Raw genomic sequence first — 15,842 nt, 5'->3', positions numbered from 1 at the left:
CGGGGCCCGCGCGCACCGCCGCGGACCAGGGCCGAAGCCCGCCGGTCCCCGGCTCGCCGGGCGCGCCGGGTGGCGCTGACCGATAGTGAATCCAAAGGACCACCCTGACCCGGGGATGCTCATGGACCGCTATCCGCCCATCGCCGAGCACGGTCTCATAGGTGATCTTCAGACCGCCGCGCTCGTGACCTCAAGCGGCGTCGTCGACTGGTTCGCGGCGCCCCGCTTCGACTCCCCCAGCATCTTCGCCGCCCTGCTGGACCACGATCGCGGCGGCTACTTCCGGATCTCTTCGGCGGACCCGGAGGCCCGCTGCAAACAGCTGTACTACCCGGACACCGCCGTCCTGGTCACCCGCTTCATGTCCCCCGACGGGGTGGGTGAGGTGCTCGACTGGATGCCGCCGCACACCGGCCGCTCCCCGGCGGTCCGGCACACCCTGATCCGCACCGTCCGCACCGTGCGCGGCACCGTCCGCTTCGACATGGAGTGCCGCCCCCGGTTCGACTACGGCCGGGCCTCCCACCGGCTGGAGCTGGGCCCCGATGCCGCCGCCTTCCGGGCCCCGGGCGTCTGCGCGCACCTCCAGAGCACCTTCCCGGTGGAGCGTGACGGCGACGACGTACGGGGTTCCGTCACGCTGGAGGTGGGCGAAGCTGCAGCGGTCGTCCTCACCGTCCGCGGAGCCGACGCGCAGACCCCGCCGCCGCTCTCCGTCGACGGGATCACCCACCAGCTCTGGGAGGCCGCCGACTTCTGGCAGAGCTGGGTCCGCGGGTCCAACTACCGCGGCCGGTGGCCCGACATGGTCAACCGCTCCGCCATCACCCTCAAGCTCCTCACGTACGCGCCCAGCGGCGCCCCGGTCGCCGCCGCCACCATGGGCCTGCCCGAACAGGTCGGCGGCGAACGCAACTGGGACTACCGCTACACCTGGGTCCGCGACGGCTCGCTCTCCGTACGCGCCCTGCTCGACCTCGGGTTCGTCGAGGAGGCCACCGACTTCACGCACTGGCTCGGTGACCGGCTGCGCGAGTCCGCCGGCAAGAACGGCGAACCGCTCCAGATCATGTACCGGGTCGACGGCGAACCGCTGTTGACCGAGGAGGTCCTCGGTCACCTGGAGGGTTACCGGGGCTCGGCGCCGGTACGGCTGGGCAACGCGGCCGCCGACCAGTTGCAGCTGGACATCTACGGAGAGGCGCTCTACGCCCTGTCCGAGGGACACGAGATCGCCGTGCAGGCCGGCTACCAGGGCTGGAAGGTGCTCTCCCGGACGCTGGACTGGCTGGCCGGTTCCTGGGACCGCCCCGACGAGGGGATCTGGGAGACGCGCGGCGGCCGCCAGGACTTCACCTACAGCCGGATCATGTGCTGGGCCGCCTTCGACCGGGGCCTGCGGCTGGCGGAGGAGTTCCGCCGGCCCGCCGACACCGAGCGCTGGACGCGGACCCGCGACGACATCCTGTACCAGGTCATGGAGCGCGGCTGGAACGACTCCACTCGGGCCTACGTCCAGCACTACGGCAGCGATGCCGTCCTGGACGCCTCCCTCCTGCTCATGCCCCGGGTCGGCTTCGTGGCGCCCAGGGACCCGTCCTGGCTCTCCACCCTGGACGCCATGGACCGCACCCTGGTCTCCGACAGCCTCGTCTACCGCTACGACCCGGCCGCTTCCCCGGACGGCCTGCGCGGCTCCGAGGGCACCTTCAGCCTTTGCACCTTCCTGTACGTGGACGCGCTCGCCCGCGCCGGCCGCCTGCGGCCCGCCCGGTACACGTTCGAGAAGATGCACACCTACGCCAACCACATCGGTCTCTTCGCCGAGGAGGTGGGCCCCAGCGGTGAGCAACTGGGCAACTTCCCACAGGCGTTCACCCACCTGTCGCTCATCATGGCGGCGAGCACCCTCGACGAGGCGCTGGACCGCCGGCGCGGCTGAGACCACGGCGGGGACTACGCCCGGGACCGCGGCGGGGACGGCGCGGCGGGGGTAAGGAGGATCGCGGTGTCACCGTCGCCCGGCGTCGGCGGTCCGGCCTCCGTGGCGGCGGCGAGCCGTCCGTCCGGTCGCACCAGGAACAGCGTGTCGTGTCCGGCCGGGACGCCCCTGTCGGCCGGCACGACGACGATGCGGGCGCCGTCGGCGAACCGGTGGGCCACTTCCGGCCGGTTGAGGCCGGGTCCGAACAGCGCCCGGCTGCCCGCGTACGGGGCGATGACGCCGTGGCTGCGGGTGGGCGGTGCCAGGCGGTGGACGGGTCCCTCCACTGTCTCCTTGAGCGTCATGAACGCGAGGGCGTTGAAGTCGTCCTCGTCGGTGAGCAGCAGGACGTCCGTGATGCCTTCGAGTGCGGCGCCGGAGCCGGTGGCGGCGGCGAGCAGTTCGCCCGGGGCCAGGTCGAGGCCGGCGTCGGTGATGCCGCGCCGCTGGCCTTCGAGGCCGGCCCACATGAGCACGTCCAGGCCCGCGGAGCGCAGCGCGCGCCCGAGCTCGATCACCCAGGGGTCGCCGCCGACCAGGAGCGGCCGGGAGCGGGCCGGGCGGCGGACGTCGAGCCGGCGGGCCGCGGGAACCGCCGTCAGGCCGTACACCGTGACGGTGGCGACGATCACCACGAAGGTCGCGGGAAGGATCTTCTGTGCGCCGCCGATACCGGCCCCGACGAGGGCGACGGAGAAGGTGGAGGCGGTGGCCGCGGCGACGATGCCGCGGGGGGCCATCCAGCCGATGAACCAGCGCTCGCGGTAGGGGACGTCGGTGCGGGCGGTGGAGAGCAGCGCCACCAGCGGCCGGACGACGAGGACGAGCGCGGCGACCAGGCCCAGGGCGGGCAGCGCCACGTGGCGCAGGGACTGCGGGGTGACGGTGGCCGAGATGGAGATGAACAGCAGGCCGATGATGAGCGAGACCAGGGTCTCGAAGAAGGACCGGCGGGCGGGCATGTCCAGGCCGGGCAGGTTGGCCAGTGCGATCCCCATGACCACGGCGGCGATCAGGCCGGTGTCGTCCCGGTAGGCGTCGCAGGCCGCGGCCACCGAGACCACGGCGGCGAGCTGCACCGTGGTGGCGAGCACCTCGTCGAGGGTGAGGCGGCGCAGGAGCAGCCAGAGCAGGACCGTTCCGACGGCGCCGCCCGCGAGCCCGACCGCGACGCTGCCGCAGAACATGGCGAGCTGGTGGGGGAAGCCGTACTGTCCGCTGGCCAGGACGCCGTGGAAGACCAGCGCTCCGAGGATGCCCCCGAGCGGGTCGATCAGGGAGCCCTCCCAGACGAGGACGCGCTGCAGGCGCTCCGTCGGGCGGACGAACCTCAGCAGGGGCCCGACGACGGTCGGCCCGCTCACGACGAGGATCGCGCCCAGCATCACGGCGGCGCCCGCCGACATGCCGAGGACGGGGACGGCGATCAGGGCCGCGGCCACCGCGGTGACGAGGGCGCCGAGCCAGACCAGCCGGACCACGACCGTGCGGGTGTGGCCCTTGAGGTGGCGGAGGTCGAGTCCCAGGCCGGCGTCGTAGAGGATGACCGCGACGGCGAGGGAGACGAGCGGTGAGAACGCGGGCCCGAGCAGCTTCTCGGGGTTGACGTCGTCGGTCAGCGTGCCCGCGATGAACCCGGTCGGCAGCAGCAGGAGGATCGCCGGGAGGCGCAGCAGGCTCGCGACCACCTGGCAGCCCACGGCGAGGGCCAGGACCAGTCCGATGCCGAGCAGGATCTGACTCGTTGTCATGACGGGCCTTCCGCGGAGGCGTTCACAGCCGAGGAGCGCGCGGGCGTTCCCACCCCGCGCGGTACACGTGCGCCGAGGTGCGGTCCCACCACGTCGCGGGCCATTGTGACGTGCCGCGACGGCGGGAACGGCTCGGTGGGGAAGTGGGCGGGGAGCGTGTCGGTCACCTCGCCACACCTTCACCCCGTTCTACGGTAGGACCCGCGATCCCGGCTCCCCCGCGTCGGGTGACCGCGGCGGCCGGTGCGCTCCCGCCCGCCCGCCCCGCCCCCCGGCAGCAGTCCGCCCCTGCCGGGACACACCCCCTCGGATGCGAACCGTATGAGCGACCCGCACGAGCCGGAGCCCGCACCGCGACCGGCGGTGCACCCCGAGACCCGCTGGCCGATGGCCGCGGCCGTCATCGTCTCGGCGGTACTGACCCTCCTGCTGCCCGACGATCTGAGACTGGGACCCCGGTGGGCGATTCCCCTGGCCGAGGGGCTGCTCCTGGTGGCGCTGGTCTCGGCCGACCCCGTCCGGATCAGCCGCCGCTCGGACGCCCTGCGCGCGGTGTCGATCGCCCTGGTCGTCGTGATGGCGTGCGGGGCCTCGTGGTCGACCGTCCAGCTGATCGACGATCTCATCCACGGCGGGAAGGAGACCTCGTCCGCCTCGGCCCTCCTCCTGGCCGGCGGCATCGTCTGGGTCACCACCGTGCTCGCGTTCTCCCTGCTGTACTTCGAACTCGACAGCGGCGGGCCCTCCGCCCGGGCCCACCGCATGCCCGGCACCCCGGCACTCGCCTTTCCCCAGCACCTCAGCCCCGAGGTGCGCGCGGCGGACTGGCGCCCCCGGTACATCGACTACCTCTACCTCGGTTTCACCAACTCGACCGCGTTCAGCCCCACCGACGTCATGCCGCTCGCCCCCTGGGCCAAGAGCGTCATGACCGTCCAGTCCGTCATCTCCCTGGCCATCCTGGGTCTCGTCATCGCCCGCGCGGTCAACGTCCTCGTCTGACGGACGGCCGGACCCCCGCGGCCGGGCGCCGTCCGCGTGTCCGGGCGTCAGCCGCCACCGGCCGTCCCACCCGGCTCGGGGCCGCCGCGCCGCAGGTCGGCGTCGGTGAGTTCCTCCAGCTCGCCGTGGGTGTCCAGCCAGTACAGGAGGAAGACGGCCGGGCCGACGAGCACCAGGGCCACCAGCGTCACGAACACGAGCCACGTCAGGGTGGAGGGGGCGCCCGCCGCGTCGGAGACGGTCAGCGAGGTGGGGACGAGGTACGGGCGCTGGGCCAGGCCCCAGGCGATGACGGCTCCCGCGACGACCGCCACCGCCGTGAACCGGACCCGGATGTCCGGCGTGCGGGTCAGCAGCCACGCGGTGGCGCAGGTGGCCGCCCCGGCCACGAGGGTGAAGACGAGCCCCGCGCCGTGGGTGAGGCCGTGCCACACGTACGGGGCGTCCGTGCGGGTGACGAACAGCGTGATCACGGCCAGTACGGCGACCGCGGCGAGTGCCGCCAGGGCCCGCGCCCGGAAGTAGCCGACCAGCTCGGGCGCGTCGAAGCGGCGCGCGTCACCGGCGAGGAACACCGCGCCGAGGAAGGCCGTGGCGGTGACCGCCAGCAGTCCGAACAGGAGGGAGGTCGGGTTGACCCAGACGTGCGCCTCGGCTTCCGTGCCGGGCGCCGCCCGCCCGGAGGCGATCCCGCCGGCGGCCGCGCCGAGGAAGAAGGGCGTGACGAGCGAGGACAGGGCGAACAGGGCTCCGAGCAGCCGCTGTCGGCTGAGCCGCCGGGCGGCCTTGCGGAAGGCGAAGGAGGCGCCGCGCAGGACCATGCCGACGGCGGACAGGGCGAGCGGGAGCCACATCGCCGAGAACACGGTCTGGAAGAACGTCGGGAATCCCGTCCACATGATGACGAGGACGAAGATCAGCCAGACGTTGTTGACCTCCCACACCGGGGACATCGCGTGGTCGATGAGCCACCGCGGCCGCTTGCCGCGTTCGGCCCCTCCTGCGACCAGGTCCCAGAAGCCGGCCCCGTAGTCGGTGCCGCCCGCGCACGCGTACGCCGCCACGGCGAGCAGCAGGACGAGGGCGATGAGCCCGGCGGTCACGACCGGCCGTCCTCGGACGGGGCGGATCCTGCGGCGGGGGGCGGGCCGCCCGCCGGGACGGAGGGACGGGGCCCGTACGGGGTGTCCGTCTCCGGCGCCCCCGCCGGGCCCCCGGCCGCCTGCCGCGCGTCGGCGAGCCGCCATCGGGTGCGCATTTTCAGGAGGACGGCGAGGAAGGAGCCGAAGACGAACACGTACACCGCGACCACCAGGCCGAACATGATCCACAAACTGGTTGAGCGGGTCGCGGTCACCGCCTCGGCGACCCGCATGTTCTGGTACACGATCCAGGGCTGGCGCCCCACCTCGGTGGCGACCCAGCCGCATTCCACGGCCACCACCGACGCGACGCCCGCGCAGGCGGCGCCGCGGTAGAACCACGGGGAGGCCGGCAGGCGGCGGTGCCTGAACCAGACCAGCGCGTACCAGAGGGCGAGCAGGACCAGCACGGATCCGATCACGACCATGAGGTCGAAGGCCCAGTGGGCGATGGTCGCCTGGGTGGCCGTGGGCCGGTCGCTCTCGGGGACGGAGGAGAGTCCGATCACCTTGGTGGCCGGGCTGAAGCCGGCCAGGATGGAGTCGAGCTGGGGGATCTTGATGCCGCCGGAGACCGATCCGTCCGGGTGCAGGCGGCCGAACATGTACTCGGGCACGTGGGTGCCGGTCTCCCAGACGATCTCCAGGGCGGCGAACTTCACGGGCTGCTTGTGGAACACCGACCGGGCGATGGAGTCGCCCAGCACGAACTGGATCGGAGTGGCCACGGCGGCGATGGTGAAGGGGACGGCGAAGCCGAGCCGGTGGTAGTGGTCCCGGCGGCCGCGCAGCCAGCCGACCGCGTAGACCCCGGCCACCACGTACCCGGCGGTCAGCAGCATGGCCACGACGAAGTGCCAGTACTGCGGCCCGAACATCGGGGTGAAGACGGCCTTCCAGATGTTGACGTCGACCGGGTTGCCCTCGGGGTCGAGGGAGAAGCCCTGCGGCGTGTTCATCCAGGAGTTGGCGGCCAGGATGCCGAACGCCCCCATCAGCGCGGCGGCCGGGAGCGGAAGCCCGAGCAGGAAGTGCGTACGGGGCTTCAGCCGGCGCCAGCCGTAGAGGTAGATGGCGATGAGCACCGCTTCGAGGAAGAACGCCCACGCCTCGACACCGAACCCGATGCCGAACACGTCACCCCACCTGCCCATCAGGCCGGGCCAGAGCAGGCCGAACTCGAAGGAGAGGACGGTGCCGGTGACGATGCCGACGGCGAACTGCACCGCCATGACGGCCGACCAGCGCCGGGCCAGCAACAGGGCGGTGGGGTCGTTGTGGCGCAGGCCGCGGTAGTGCATCACCAGGGTGATGAACGGCAGGGCCACGCCCATGGGCACCAGGATGATGTGGGAGGCGAGGGTGAAGGCCATGAGTTCCCTGGCCGGGAGCAGCTGGGCCGGGGCGTCGGCGAGCAGGTGGACCGTGGTGTGCATGCGTGCCTTCGCTGCTAGTGCCGTGACCGGCGCACGGGCGAGGGAGGATCAGCCGCCGGTGGCGAATCCGGGGAACAGGGTCATTCCGCCGTCGACGTAGAGGGTGGCGCCGACCACGTAGTCCATGAGGTCGGACGAGAGGGCGACGACGGCGTGCGCGATGTCCTCGGGGTCGCCGATGCGCTTGTACGGGATCAGTTTCAGCAGCTCCTCGCGCGCCTGCGGGGTCTCCCAGGCGTCGCGGTTGATGGGCGTCCTGATGGCCCCGGGGGCGACCGCGTTCACCCGGATCCGGTGCGGTGCGAGCTCCTGGGCCAGGGTCTCCATCATCATCTGCACGCCGCCCTTGGAGGAGGCGTAGTTGACGTGTCCGGCCCACGGGATGATCTGGTGCACCGAACTCATGCAGATGATCTTCCCGGCCGCGCAGGACACCTCGGGAACCACGCCGCGCCGCATGAACTCCTTCGTCGCCTCGCGGGCGCACAGGAACTGGCCGGTGAGGTTGACGTCCAGCACCTTCTGCCACTGGGCGAGGGTCATCTCGGTGAACGGGGCGTCCCGTTGCAGGCCGGCGTTGGCGACCATGATGTCGATCGTGCCGAACTCCCGCACCATCCGGTCCACCATGGCGACGACCTGGTCCTCCTGGGACACGTCCGCCTCGTAGGCCTCCGCGCGCACCCCGTACGAGGCGATCTCGCGGACGACCTCCTCCGCGGAGTCGCGGTCGGCCACGTAGTTCACTACCACGTCGGCACCGGCCTTGCCGAGCCCGATGGCCGTCGCCTTGCCGATGCCCGAGTTGGCGCCGGTGACCAGCGCCTTCTGTCCCTTGAGCAGATGGGGCGGAATCACACCCTGCGGTGCGCCCACGGTGGAATCCACGTCGTGCTGCCTCCTCGATGCGCGGCTCCGGGCGACCGGACCGACCGATGGCCCACACAAGCAGCGGCAGCGGCAGCGGGCCCGCCCGGCGGGCCCCGGTTGGGCCGTTCGGCCGAGGATCTTCCTCCGGTCGGCCCAGGAGGCGTGGGGGTCAGTTCAGCCGGGCCAGGAGGTGGTCGCCGACCCGCAGCGCGTTGGCGATGGCCGTCAGGGACGGGTTGACCGCGCCGATGCTCGGGAAGAAGCTCGTGTCGACCACGTAGAGGTTGTCGAGGTCGTGGGCCTTGCAGTCGGTGTCCAGGGCGGAGGCGGCCGGGTCCGTGCCGAACCGGACGGTGCCCGCCTGGTGCGCGGTGGCCCCGATCGGCATGCCCTTGTGGAGGTAGATGCTGTGCGGCAGCAGGTGCCGCTCGTGCATGCCCAGGTGCCCGAGCATGCCCTGGAGCTTGTGCCGCAGCCGCTCCAGCCCCTCCGTGTTGTTCTTCTCGTCGAGTGCGAGGTGGATGGCGCCGTCGCGGTCCAGGGTGACCCGGTTGTCGGGCATCGGGAGGTCCTCGCCGCACAGCCAGAAGTCGACGGCGTGGTGCGCCAGCACCTCGAACGGCATGTCCGGGATGACCGCTCCGGCCCAGCGCGGGGCTTCGCCGTGGATCTGCTCGGCGTCCGACTTGCCCAGCATCTGGATGCCGCCCAGCGGGTGGTCCCAGTCGTCCGCGCCCAGGTACCAGTCGTGCAGCGCGAGGGTCTTCTGGAACTGCGTGTCGTTGGGTTCCTTCGACACCGCCATCAGGGCCAGGTTGTTGTGCCGCATGTAGTGGCGGCCCACGACGTCGGAGCTGTTGGCCAGTCCCCGTGGGTGGCGGTCGTTGGCCGAGGCCAGGAGCAGGGCCGCGGAATTGACCGCCCCGCAGGAGACGACCACGATGTCCGCGGAGAACCGGGTCTCGGAGCCGTCGGCGCCCCTGACGACGACGGAGGTAACGCTGCGGCCGGCGGCGTCGGTCTCCAGCCGGACCACGTGGGCGTGGGTGAGCAGTTCGACGTTGGAGTACTCCAGGGCGGGCTCCACGCAGATCACCTGGGCGTCGGACTTGCCGCGCACCAGACAGGGGAAGCCGTCCACCCGGTTGCAGCGGATGCAGACGCTGGAGGGAACGGCCCGCCCGTCGGCGTCCTGAACGAGGTCGACCCCGATGGGCAGGTGGAAGGGGTGCAGCCCCTTCCTCTCCAGGTCGTCGTTCAACTGCTGGATGCGCGGCTCGTGTTCGACGGGCGGATAGGCGTACTGCGCGCTCACCGGCCCCTCTCCGGGATCCTCCCCGTGCCGCCCGTGCACGCGGTAGAGGTGCTCGGCCTGCGTGTAGTACGGCTCCAGGTCCTCGTACCGCAGGGGCCAGGCGGGCGACATGCCACCGTGGTGGCGGAGCTCGCCGAAGTCCTCGGGCCGCAGCCGGAAGAGGGCGGCTCCGTAGAACTTCGTGTTCCCGCCGACGTAGTAGTTGACCTCGGGAGGGAACGCTTCGCCGTGCTGGTCGAACCAGAACTCCGGGGCCCGGTACTTGCCCTTGACGAACACCGCGGTGGAATCCCAGTTGTCCCGCTCCCGGGGCAGGTAGCCGCCGCGTTCGAGGAGCAGGACGCGTTTGCCGGACGGCGCCAGCCGGTGGGCGAGGGTACCGCCGCCCGCGCCGGTCCCGATGATGATGACGTCGTAGTGGGGAGAGTCGCCCACGTCGACCACCGTCCTTGGGGTCGCGGCCCTGCCATCGCGCCAGAACCTGTCGCTCCGCGGTGCGGAGTCCGGGCGTGTCCGCCCATTCGAACGTAGCCGCCCTTCCCCCGCACGGCGACCCGGCCGGGCGGGCACCGGCGCGCGCCGCGGTCACAGCACGGCGATCGGGTTCACGGGGGACCCGGTGGCGCCCGGCAGCCGCAGCGGGGCGACCACGCACAGGAAGCTCCAGCGGCCGGCCCGTTCACAGGCCGTGACCAGCTCCTCGAAGCTCAGGTAGTCCATCAGGTGCATGCCCATCGCCTGCACCGCCAGGACGTGCACGGGGAAGGCGACGTCCGCCACCGCGCCGGGGGCGGTGTCGTTGTTGCCGTCGCCCCCCAGGACGGCGACCTCGCGCTCCGCCAGGAACGACAGGGCATCCGGGTGCAGGCCCGCCCTCGCCCGCGCCGCCTCCCACGCCCCGAGTTCCGCGCGGCGGCGCCGGTGCCCCACCCGGACGAGCAGCAGGTCCCCGGGGCCGACCCGGACGCCCTGGGCGGCCTCGGCGGCCGTCAGGTCCCCGGCCGTCACGTTCTCCCCCGGCTCCAGCCAGGGCACGCCCCGCGACCGGGGGACGTCCAGCAGCACGCCCCGTCCCACGATGCCGTCGCGGACCGCGTCGAGGGAGAGCGAGCGGGCGCCCGCCGCCGCCGTGTCCCCGGCCGGGACCCCGTCGTACAGCTCGCCGTCGAAGATCACGTGGTTGAGCGCGTCGAGGTGGCTGTCCGCGTCCCCGTGGACGTTCATGGCGAAGCGGTCGAGGGCGAAGTGCAGACCGTCCGCGGTGGCCTCCCCGGGGGCGGGCCCGGTCACCCGGTACTCGGCGGGCTCGGGATCGTCCGGACCCGGCCGGGTCTCGATCGGCGCGGCGAGGGACACCGTGTGACCGAGCCGGACCTCGGCGGCGGCCGCCGCGACGCGTGCGGGGGTCAGGTGGCGCAGGGCCCCGCGCCGGCCGTCCGGATCCCGGCCCGCCGGATCCCGGCCGGCCGGGTCCGCCGCGCGCAGCCGCTCGTACAGTGCCCGGAAGTCCTGCGCGCTCATGCGCCGGCCGGCCGGGGGTTCGTGGTGCCGGGCCATCGGATCGCCGCCTTCCCGCCGACGCTGGGGGTGTGCCGGGTACGTCGCCGCCGTCGGTCCCGTTCAGCCGGCGCTCCCCCAGGGGCTCAGGCCCCAGCGGAGCTCGTGCCGGGCCCCCGGTTCCAGGACCGTCAGGTCGGTGCCGGTGCGGAAGGCGTCCGCCGGGCAGGACATGGCMTCCACGGCGACACCGCGGCGCCGCTCGGGCTCCGGCAGGGTGTCACCGGTGTACACCTGCACGCACCGGGTGCCCTCGCCGAGCCATACATCGGTGCCGTGCCGCCCCGAGGGGTGTGCCAGCCGGACCACGGCCCGGCCGTCCCCGTCGCGGTCGAGTCCGGTGAAGGCGGTGTCCAGGTGCTGCGGGCCGATGGGGCGGGGGGTGCGGAAGTCGTACTCCGTACCCTCGACGGGCTCCTCGCCGATCGGCAGACCCACGTCGTCGGTGCGCAGCCGGAAGCGGGCGGGCACGGTGAGCAGCGCCGCGTCGACCAGGCCGGTGCCGACCGTCAGGTAGGGGTGCTGCCCCACCCCGTACGGCGCTCTCGTGGTGCCGGTGTTGGTGGCGCGGACCAGGACCTCCAGCCCGTCGTCCGTGAGCCGGTAGTCGGCGGTCACCTCCAGCAGGAAGGGGTACCCGGGCTGGGGGTGGAGCGTGGTGCCGGCCCGCAGCGCGTCGCCGGAGCGGTCGAGCAGGCGCCAGGGGGTCCAGCGCAGCAGTCCGTGGATCGCGTTGTGGTGCTCCGGTTCGCTGAGCGGGAGTTGCAGGTCCTTGCCGTCGAACCGGTAGCGGCCGCCGCCCACCCGGTTGGGCCAGGGCACCAGCAGCTGCCCGCGCCCGGCGGTGACCGGGGCGTCGGCGGCGAACCCGTCCAGCAGGGGCCGGCCGTCCGCCTCGTAGTGGCGCAGGGCGCCGCCGAGTTCGGCCACGACGGCGCTCTGGCCGCCGTGGCGCAGCTCCCACTGCTCACCTGTCGGGCCAGAGGCCCCGGGGGTCTGCGCGGACACGGGCGGCTCCTCGGCGGGTGGATCGGATACTTCCAATCTCGGTCAGCGGCCCACGCCGCGCACGTCGGGGCCCTCGGCACGGGCCGGCCGCCGGCCCCTCCCCGGGCCCGGAGCCCCGCGGTACCTGCGCGGATGCGAGCGGACCGAATCAAGGAGGGGAAAACCCTGTCTGACTCCCGCTCCCGATGGCAGTCTCTACTCCTCGGAAGCGTCGTCCTGGGGGGATCACACGTGATGGAGCCGGGCACGGGCATGGGCCTGCGGGGCCGGAGCGGCATCCTGTCGCTCGTCGACGCGTGCCTGAAGGAGGACCCGGCCGCCGAACGGCCCCTGACCATGCTCCTCGGGCCGGCGGGCAGCGGAGCCAGCGAGGCGCACAGCGCGCTCATGGAGCACTTCGGGCCCGACTACCCCTTCGCCTTCGTCAATTTCGGCGGGGCCCAGTCCCTGCTGCCGCGCTACGCCCTCGGGCTCCTGGCCCGCCAGCTCGAACGCAAGCTGCCCCGCTACGGGCGCTCCCACTTCCCGCTGCTCAGCCTGGGTCTGCTCGCCTCCGACCAGGAGCTGCGCATGCGCAGCCTCGCCGAGGGCCGGCGCGCGGTGCAGCGCCAGCTCGACCGGTTCCAGGAGGAGAACGAGGCCCGGCACGGCGACTACCTGGCCGCCTTCTTCGAGGTGGGGATGGGTGCGGTCGGGATGCCCGAAGGCGCCTCGACCGCCGCCCTCGCCCTCTTCCAGGACGCCCTGCGGCGCGGCCGCCGCACCGTGCCCGGCCTGTTCGGCGGCAGGCTGGGCAGCCGGCTGACCTCCGGGGCCCACTGGTACGGACGCCACCCCATGACCCGCAGCGCGGACCCGATGGAAGCCCTCGTGGAGCTCAATCTCTGGCGTCACGAGGGCGACGAGAACGAGCAGGAGCGGCTCGACCTCGTCCTGTTCTCCGCGTTCCTGGAGGACCTCAGACGCAACTCGGCCCGCAGTTTCATGCCCCGCTCCTACCTGCTGCTCCTCGACAACTCCCACACCGGGTACGGCCGCCGCTTCCTCGATCTGCTGCTGCGCTCCCGGCACGACGAGACGGTCGTGGCCGGCCATGCCAGCGACCCGCTGACCGTCGTCGCCAGCTCCAACCGCTGGCTGCCCCGCTGGGGCCCGGCCACCGGCGACTCCTGGCCCTGGCAGCTGCGCGGTCCCGACCGGGCGTCCCTGTCCGACTGGAACGCCCACCGGCCCACCCGCGACAGCGAGGACACCTGGTGGTACCCGTTGCGCCTGCGCGACCTCAACCTGGACGAGGTGCGGATCCGGATAGAGCTCCAGCTCGGCGGGAACGGCGACCTGGCCCCGCTGACCCGCCTCACCTCCTTCGTGCACCGGCTGACCGGAGGGCTGCCGCGCGCCGTCCACCAGGTACTGGACGTACTGCGCCAGGCCGGGCCGCCCCCCGACTCGGGGCCCGGGCAGGACCGCTGGCTGCGCACCCTGCCCGACCGGCCCTTGCGCTCCGGGGAGGAGTCCGCCACCCTCGCCGACACGGCCCTCGGCCACCTCCTGCGCGATTTCGACGACACCCAGCGCGCCGCGCTCGCCGAATGCGCCGCCGCCCGGGACTTCTCCGTCGCCACGCGGCTGCTCAGCCCCGACGACTCCCTGTTCGGGGAGGTCCGCTCCCGCTGGCTGCTGACCGGGCCCGTCGCCGTCGTCCCCGTACTGCACCCGTGGCTGCGCCGGCTGCTCCTGTGGCGGCTGGCCGCGCGCCCCGACGGGTGGGACGCGGCGCACGAACTCCTCGCCGAGTACTACCGCGGCGAGGGGAAGCCGGTGCAGCAGATGTACCACCAGCTGGCCCGCGGGCGGACCGAGGAGGTCGCCGCGCACCTGACGCGGCGCTTCACCGCCGTACCGGCCGCGCAGTGGATCTCCGAGTTCGACGCGATCACCGCCGCGCCGAACCGCCTCCCCACCGGCAGCGGCCCCGTGGAGCTCCTCGCCGGACTCGTCCCGCGCCGGCCCGGACGGGTGATGGACACCGAGTCGGTGATCCACACCCTGGTGACCACCCGCTGGGTGTGGAGCGATCCGCTCGCCGACCCGGCCATGCGCCTCAACGATCTGATCGCCGACGGCTGCGCGCAGCTGTCCCAACTGCGGAGGAACGACATCGTGGCCCTCTACGACGAGGCGGAGCGCTACCGTCACTGGCGCGATCCCCAGACCGCGGGCTGGGAGGGCTGAGCGCGTGCCCAGACTCGAATGGCCCCTGCACGTCGTGCGCCGCGTCGCCCTCGCCACCGCCGCCGCGGTCGCGCTGGTCGCGGCGCTCTGGCTGGGGGTCGGCTGGCTCCAGGAGCACCAGGCCCGATGCGCCGACGGGGTCGTCGAACAGGGCCCGGACGACGAATGCGTCGGAGTGACCGACGGCGCCTACGTGTTCGCCCCGCACCTCGACGCGGTCACCCGCAAGATCGAGGAGGAGAACCGCCGGATCCTCGCCAACGCGGACAAGGAACCGTACGTCAGCGTCGCCTACTTCACCTCCTTCACCAGCACGCCCGACGACAGCAACTCGGCCGAGGGCGTCCGGCACGAGCTCCAGGGCGCCTACCTCGCCCAGTTCCGCCACAACCAGGGCGACCTCGCGGCCACTCCCAAGATCCGTCTGCTGATCGCCAATCCGGGCAGCAAGTCCACCCAGTGGAAGCACACGGTCGACGAGCTGATCGCCCGTAAGGACTCCCCGGACCGGCTCGTCGCGGTGGCCGGCCTCGGCCCCAGCAACAACGAGAACCTCGCGGCCATAAGGCGTCTGTCCGAACACGGCATCGCCATGGTCGGCGCCACCCTGACCGCGACGAACATCCAGGGGATCAACGGCTTCGTCCGGATCGCGCCCACGAACGAGGACGAGGCGTACGCGGCAGCGGGCTACCTCAAGCGGCGCGGCGTCGCCACCGCGGTCGTGATCCAGGACGTGGCGGAGGGGGACCTCTACGCCTCCACCCTCGGCACGGCCTTCACCAAGGCCTTCCAGGACGGCGACAAGCACCGGCTCGTCGCCGAGCGGATGACCTACGACTCCTCCGTCAACAGCGCCTGGCAGAACGAACTGCGCTACATGCCCGGCCAGTTGTGCCAGCAGCGCCCCCAGCTGGTGTACTTCGCGGGCCGCGGACAGCACCTCACCCACTTCCTCGACGCGCTCGCCAACCGCAGCTGCACCGATCAGCAGTTCACGGTGTTCACGGGGGACGACACGACCAACCTGAGCGCCGAACAGCTCGCCCACGCCGCCGACACGCACATCGAGGTGCTCTACACCGGCCTCTCCCACCCCGACATGTACCGTTCGGCGCCCCAGGCGGTGTCCGCGCCGTCCGCGAGGAACTTCCAGCCGGGCGGGCTGCTCGACCAGTGGTTCCCGCGCGACACCCGGGACGACGGCGGGGCCCTGATGGGGCACGACGCGGTGCTCGCCGCGGCGCACGGCATCCAGATGGCGGCCCGCTGGCAGGGTCAGGTCGTCGGCGACGCGGTGGCCCGGATGTTCCACCAGATGGACGGCACCCAGCAGGTGGCCGGGGCCGGCGGGTTCATCTCCTTCCAGAACAACGGCAATCCGCGCAACAAGGCCGTCCCCGTCCTGCGCCTCGACGGCAAGGGGCACGTGGAGTTCGTCGAGGTCTCCGCGGCGGACGGCAAACCACCGCAGGAGCAGTGAGGAAGGGGACCCCCCTGCCCCCCTGCGGCAGGTCAGGATGGGGAAAATTGCTCCTTCGG

At 72.6% G+C, this 15,842-nt stretch carries 11 protein-coding genes; 4 read left to right on the top strand and 7 right to left on the bottom strand.

Going from position 1 to position 15,842, the window contains the following annotated elements:
• Nucleotides 1-121: 121 nt before the first annotated feature.
• The gene (locus tag AB4039_RS00670; protein ID WP_442269710.1) at nt 122-1,942 is read left to right on the top strand and encodes a glycoside hydrolase family 15 protein; all 1,821 of its coding nucleotides are present in this window, start codon (nt 122-124) and stop codon (nt 1,940-1,942) included.
• A gap of 14 nt (nt 1,943-1,956) precedes the next feature.
• On the opposite strand, the gene AB4039_RS00665 is transcribed toward AB4039_RS00670, so the two are convergent.
• Nucleotides 1,957-3,735, bottom strand: a complete 1,779-nt coding sequence (locus AB4039_RS00665; RefSeq protein WP_442269709.1) for a cation:proton antiporter — start codon at nt 3,733-3,735, stop codon at nt 1,957-1,959.
• A gap of 321 nt (nt 3,736-4,056) precedes the next feature.
• On the opposite strand from AB4039_RS00665, the gene AB4039_RS00660 reads away from it, so the two are divergent.
• Nucleotides 4,057-4,737, top strand: a complete 681-nt coding sequence (locus AB4039_RS00660; RefSeq protein WP_266845950.1) for a DUF1345 domain-containing protein — start codon at nt 4,057-4,059, stop codon at nt 4,735-4,737.
• Between the two features lie 47 nt (nt 4,738-4,784).
• On the opposite strand, the gene AB4039_RS00655 is transcribed toward AB4039_RS00660, so the two are convergent.
• The 6 genes from AB4039_RS00655 to AB4039_RS00630 form a co-directional block, all read right to left on the bottom strand.
• Nucleotides 4,785-5,840, bottom strand: coding sequence for a cytochrome d ubiquinol oxidase subunit II (locus tag AB4039_RS00655; protein WP_442269708.1), 1,056 nt, complete (start codon nt 5,838-5,840; stop codon nt 4,785-4,787).
• Nucleotides 5,837-7,315: a cytochrome ubiquinol oxidase subunit I gene (locus AB4039_RS00650; RefSeq protein ID WP_266845948.1), complete on the bottom strand. Its 1,479-nt coding sequence runs from the start codon at nt 7,313-7,315 to the stop codon at nt 5,837-5,839. Before AB4039_RS00650 ends, AB4039_RS00655 begins: the two co-directional genes overlap by 4 nt.
• A 48-nt stretch (nt 7,316-7,363) precedes the next feature.
• Nucleotides 7,364-8,203, bottom strand: a complete 840-nt coding sequence (locus tag AB4039_RS00645; RefSeq protein WP_442269707.1) for an SDR family oxidoreductase — start codon at nt 8,201-8,203, stop codon at nt 7,364-7,366.
• Between the two features lie 151 nt (nt 8,204-8,354).
• Entirely contained in the window at nt 8,355-9,935 is a 1,581-nt protein-coding gene (locus AB4039_RS00640; protein ID WP_266845947.1) for a GMC family oxidoreductase, read from the bottom strand.
• 150 nt (nt 9,936-10,085) lie between these two features.
• Nucleotides 10,086-11,057 carry a cyclase family protein gene (locus AB4039_RS00635; protein WP_442269706.1) on the bottom strand — a complete coding sequence of 324 codons (972 nt, stop codon included), beginning with the start codon at nt 11,055-11,057 and terminating at the stop codon, nt 10,086-10,088.
• A gap of 63 nt (nt 11,058-11,120) precedes the next feature.
• Nucleotides 11,121-12,065 carry an aldose 1-epimerase family protein gene (locus AB4039_RS00630; protein ID WP_442269705.1) on the bottom strand — a complete coding sequence of 315 codons (945 nt, stop codon included), beginning with the start codon at nt 12,063-12,065 and terminating at the stop codon, nt 11,121-11,123.
• 234 nt (nt 12,066-12,299) lie between these two features.
• Between AB4039_RS00630 and AB4039_RS00625 the strand changes: the two genes are divergently transcribed.
• Together AB4039_RS00625 and AB4039_RS00620 are read left to right on the top strand one after the other, a co-directional pair.
• Nucleotides 12,300-14,300: a hypothetical protein gene (locus tag AB4039_RS00625; RefSeq protein ID WP_266845945.1), complete on the top strand. Its 2,001-nt coding sequence runs from the start codon at nt 12,300-12,302 to the stop codon at nt 14,298-14,300.
• Nucleotides 14,301-14,304: 4 nt separating this feature from the next.
• Nucleotides 14,305-15,783, top strand: a complete 1,479-nt coding sequence (locus AB4039_RS00620) for a branched-chain amino acid ABC transporter substrate-binding protein (RefSeq protein WP_266845944.1) — start codon at nt 14,305-14,307, stop codon at nt 15,781-15,783.
• The last annotated feature ends 59 nt before the right edge of the window (nt 15,784-15,842 follow it).

Source organism: Streptomyces sp. M-16 (genome assembly GCF_052114405.1).
In the GTDB taxonomy this organism is placed as follows: Bacteria; Actinomycetota; Actinomycetes; order Streptomycetales; family Streptomycetaceae; genus Streptomyces.
This window is presented reverse-complemented; position numbering and strand designations above follow the sequence as displayed.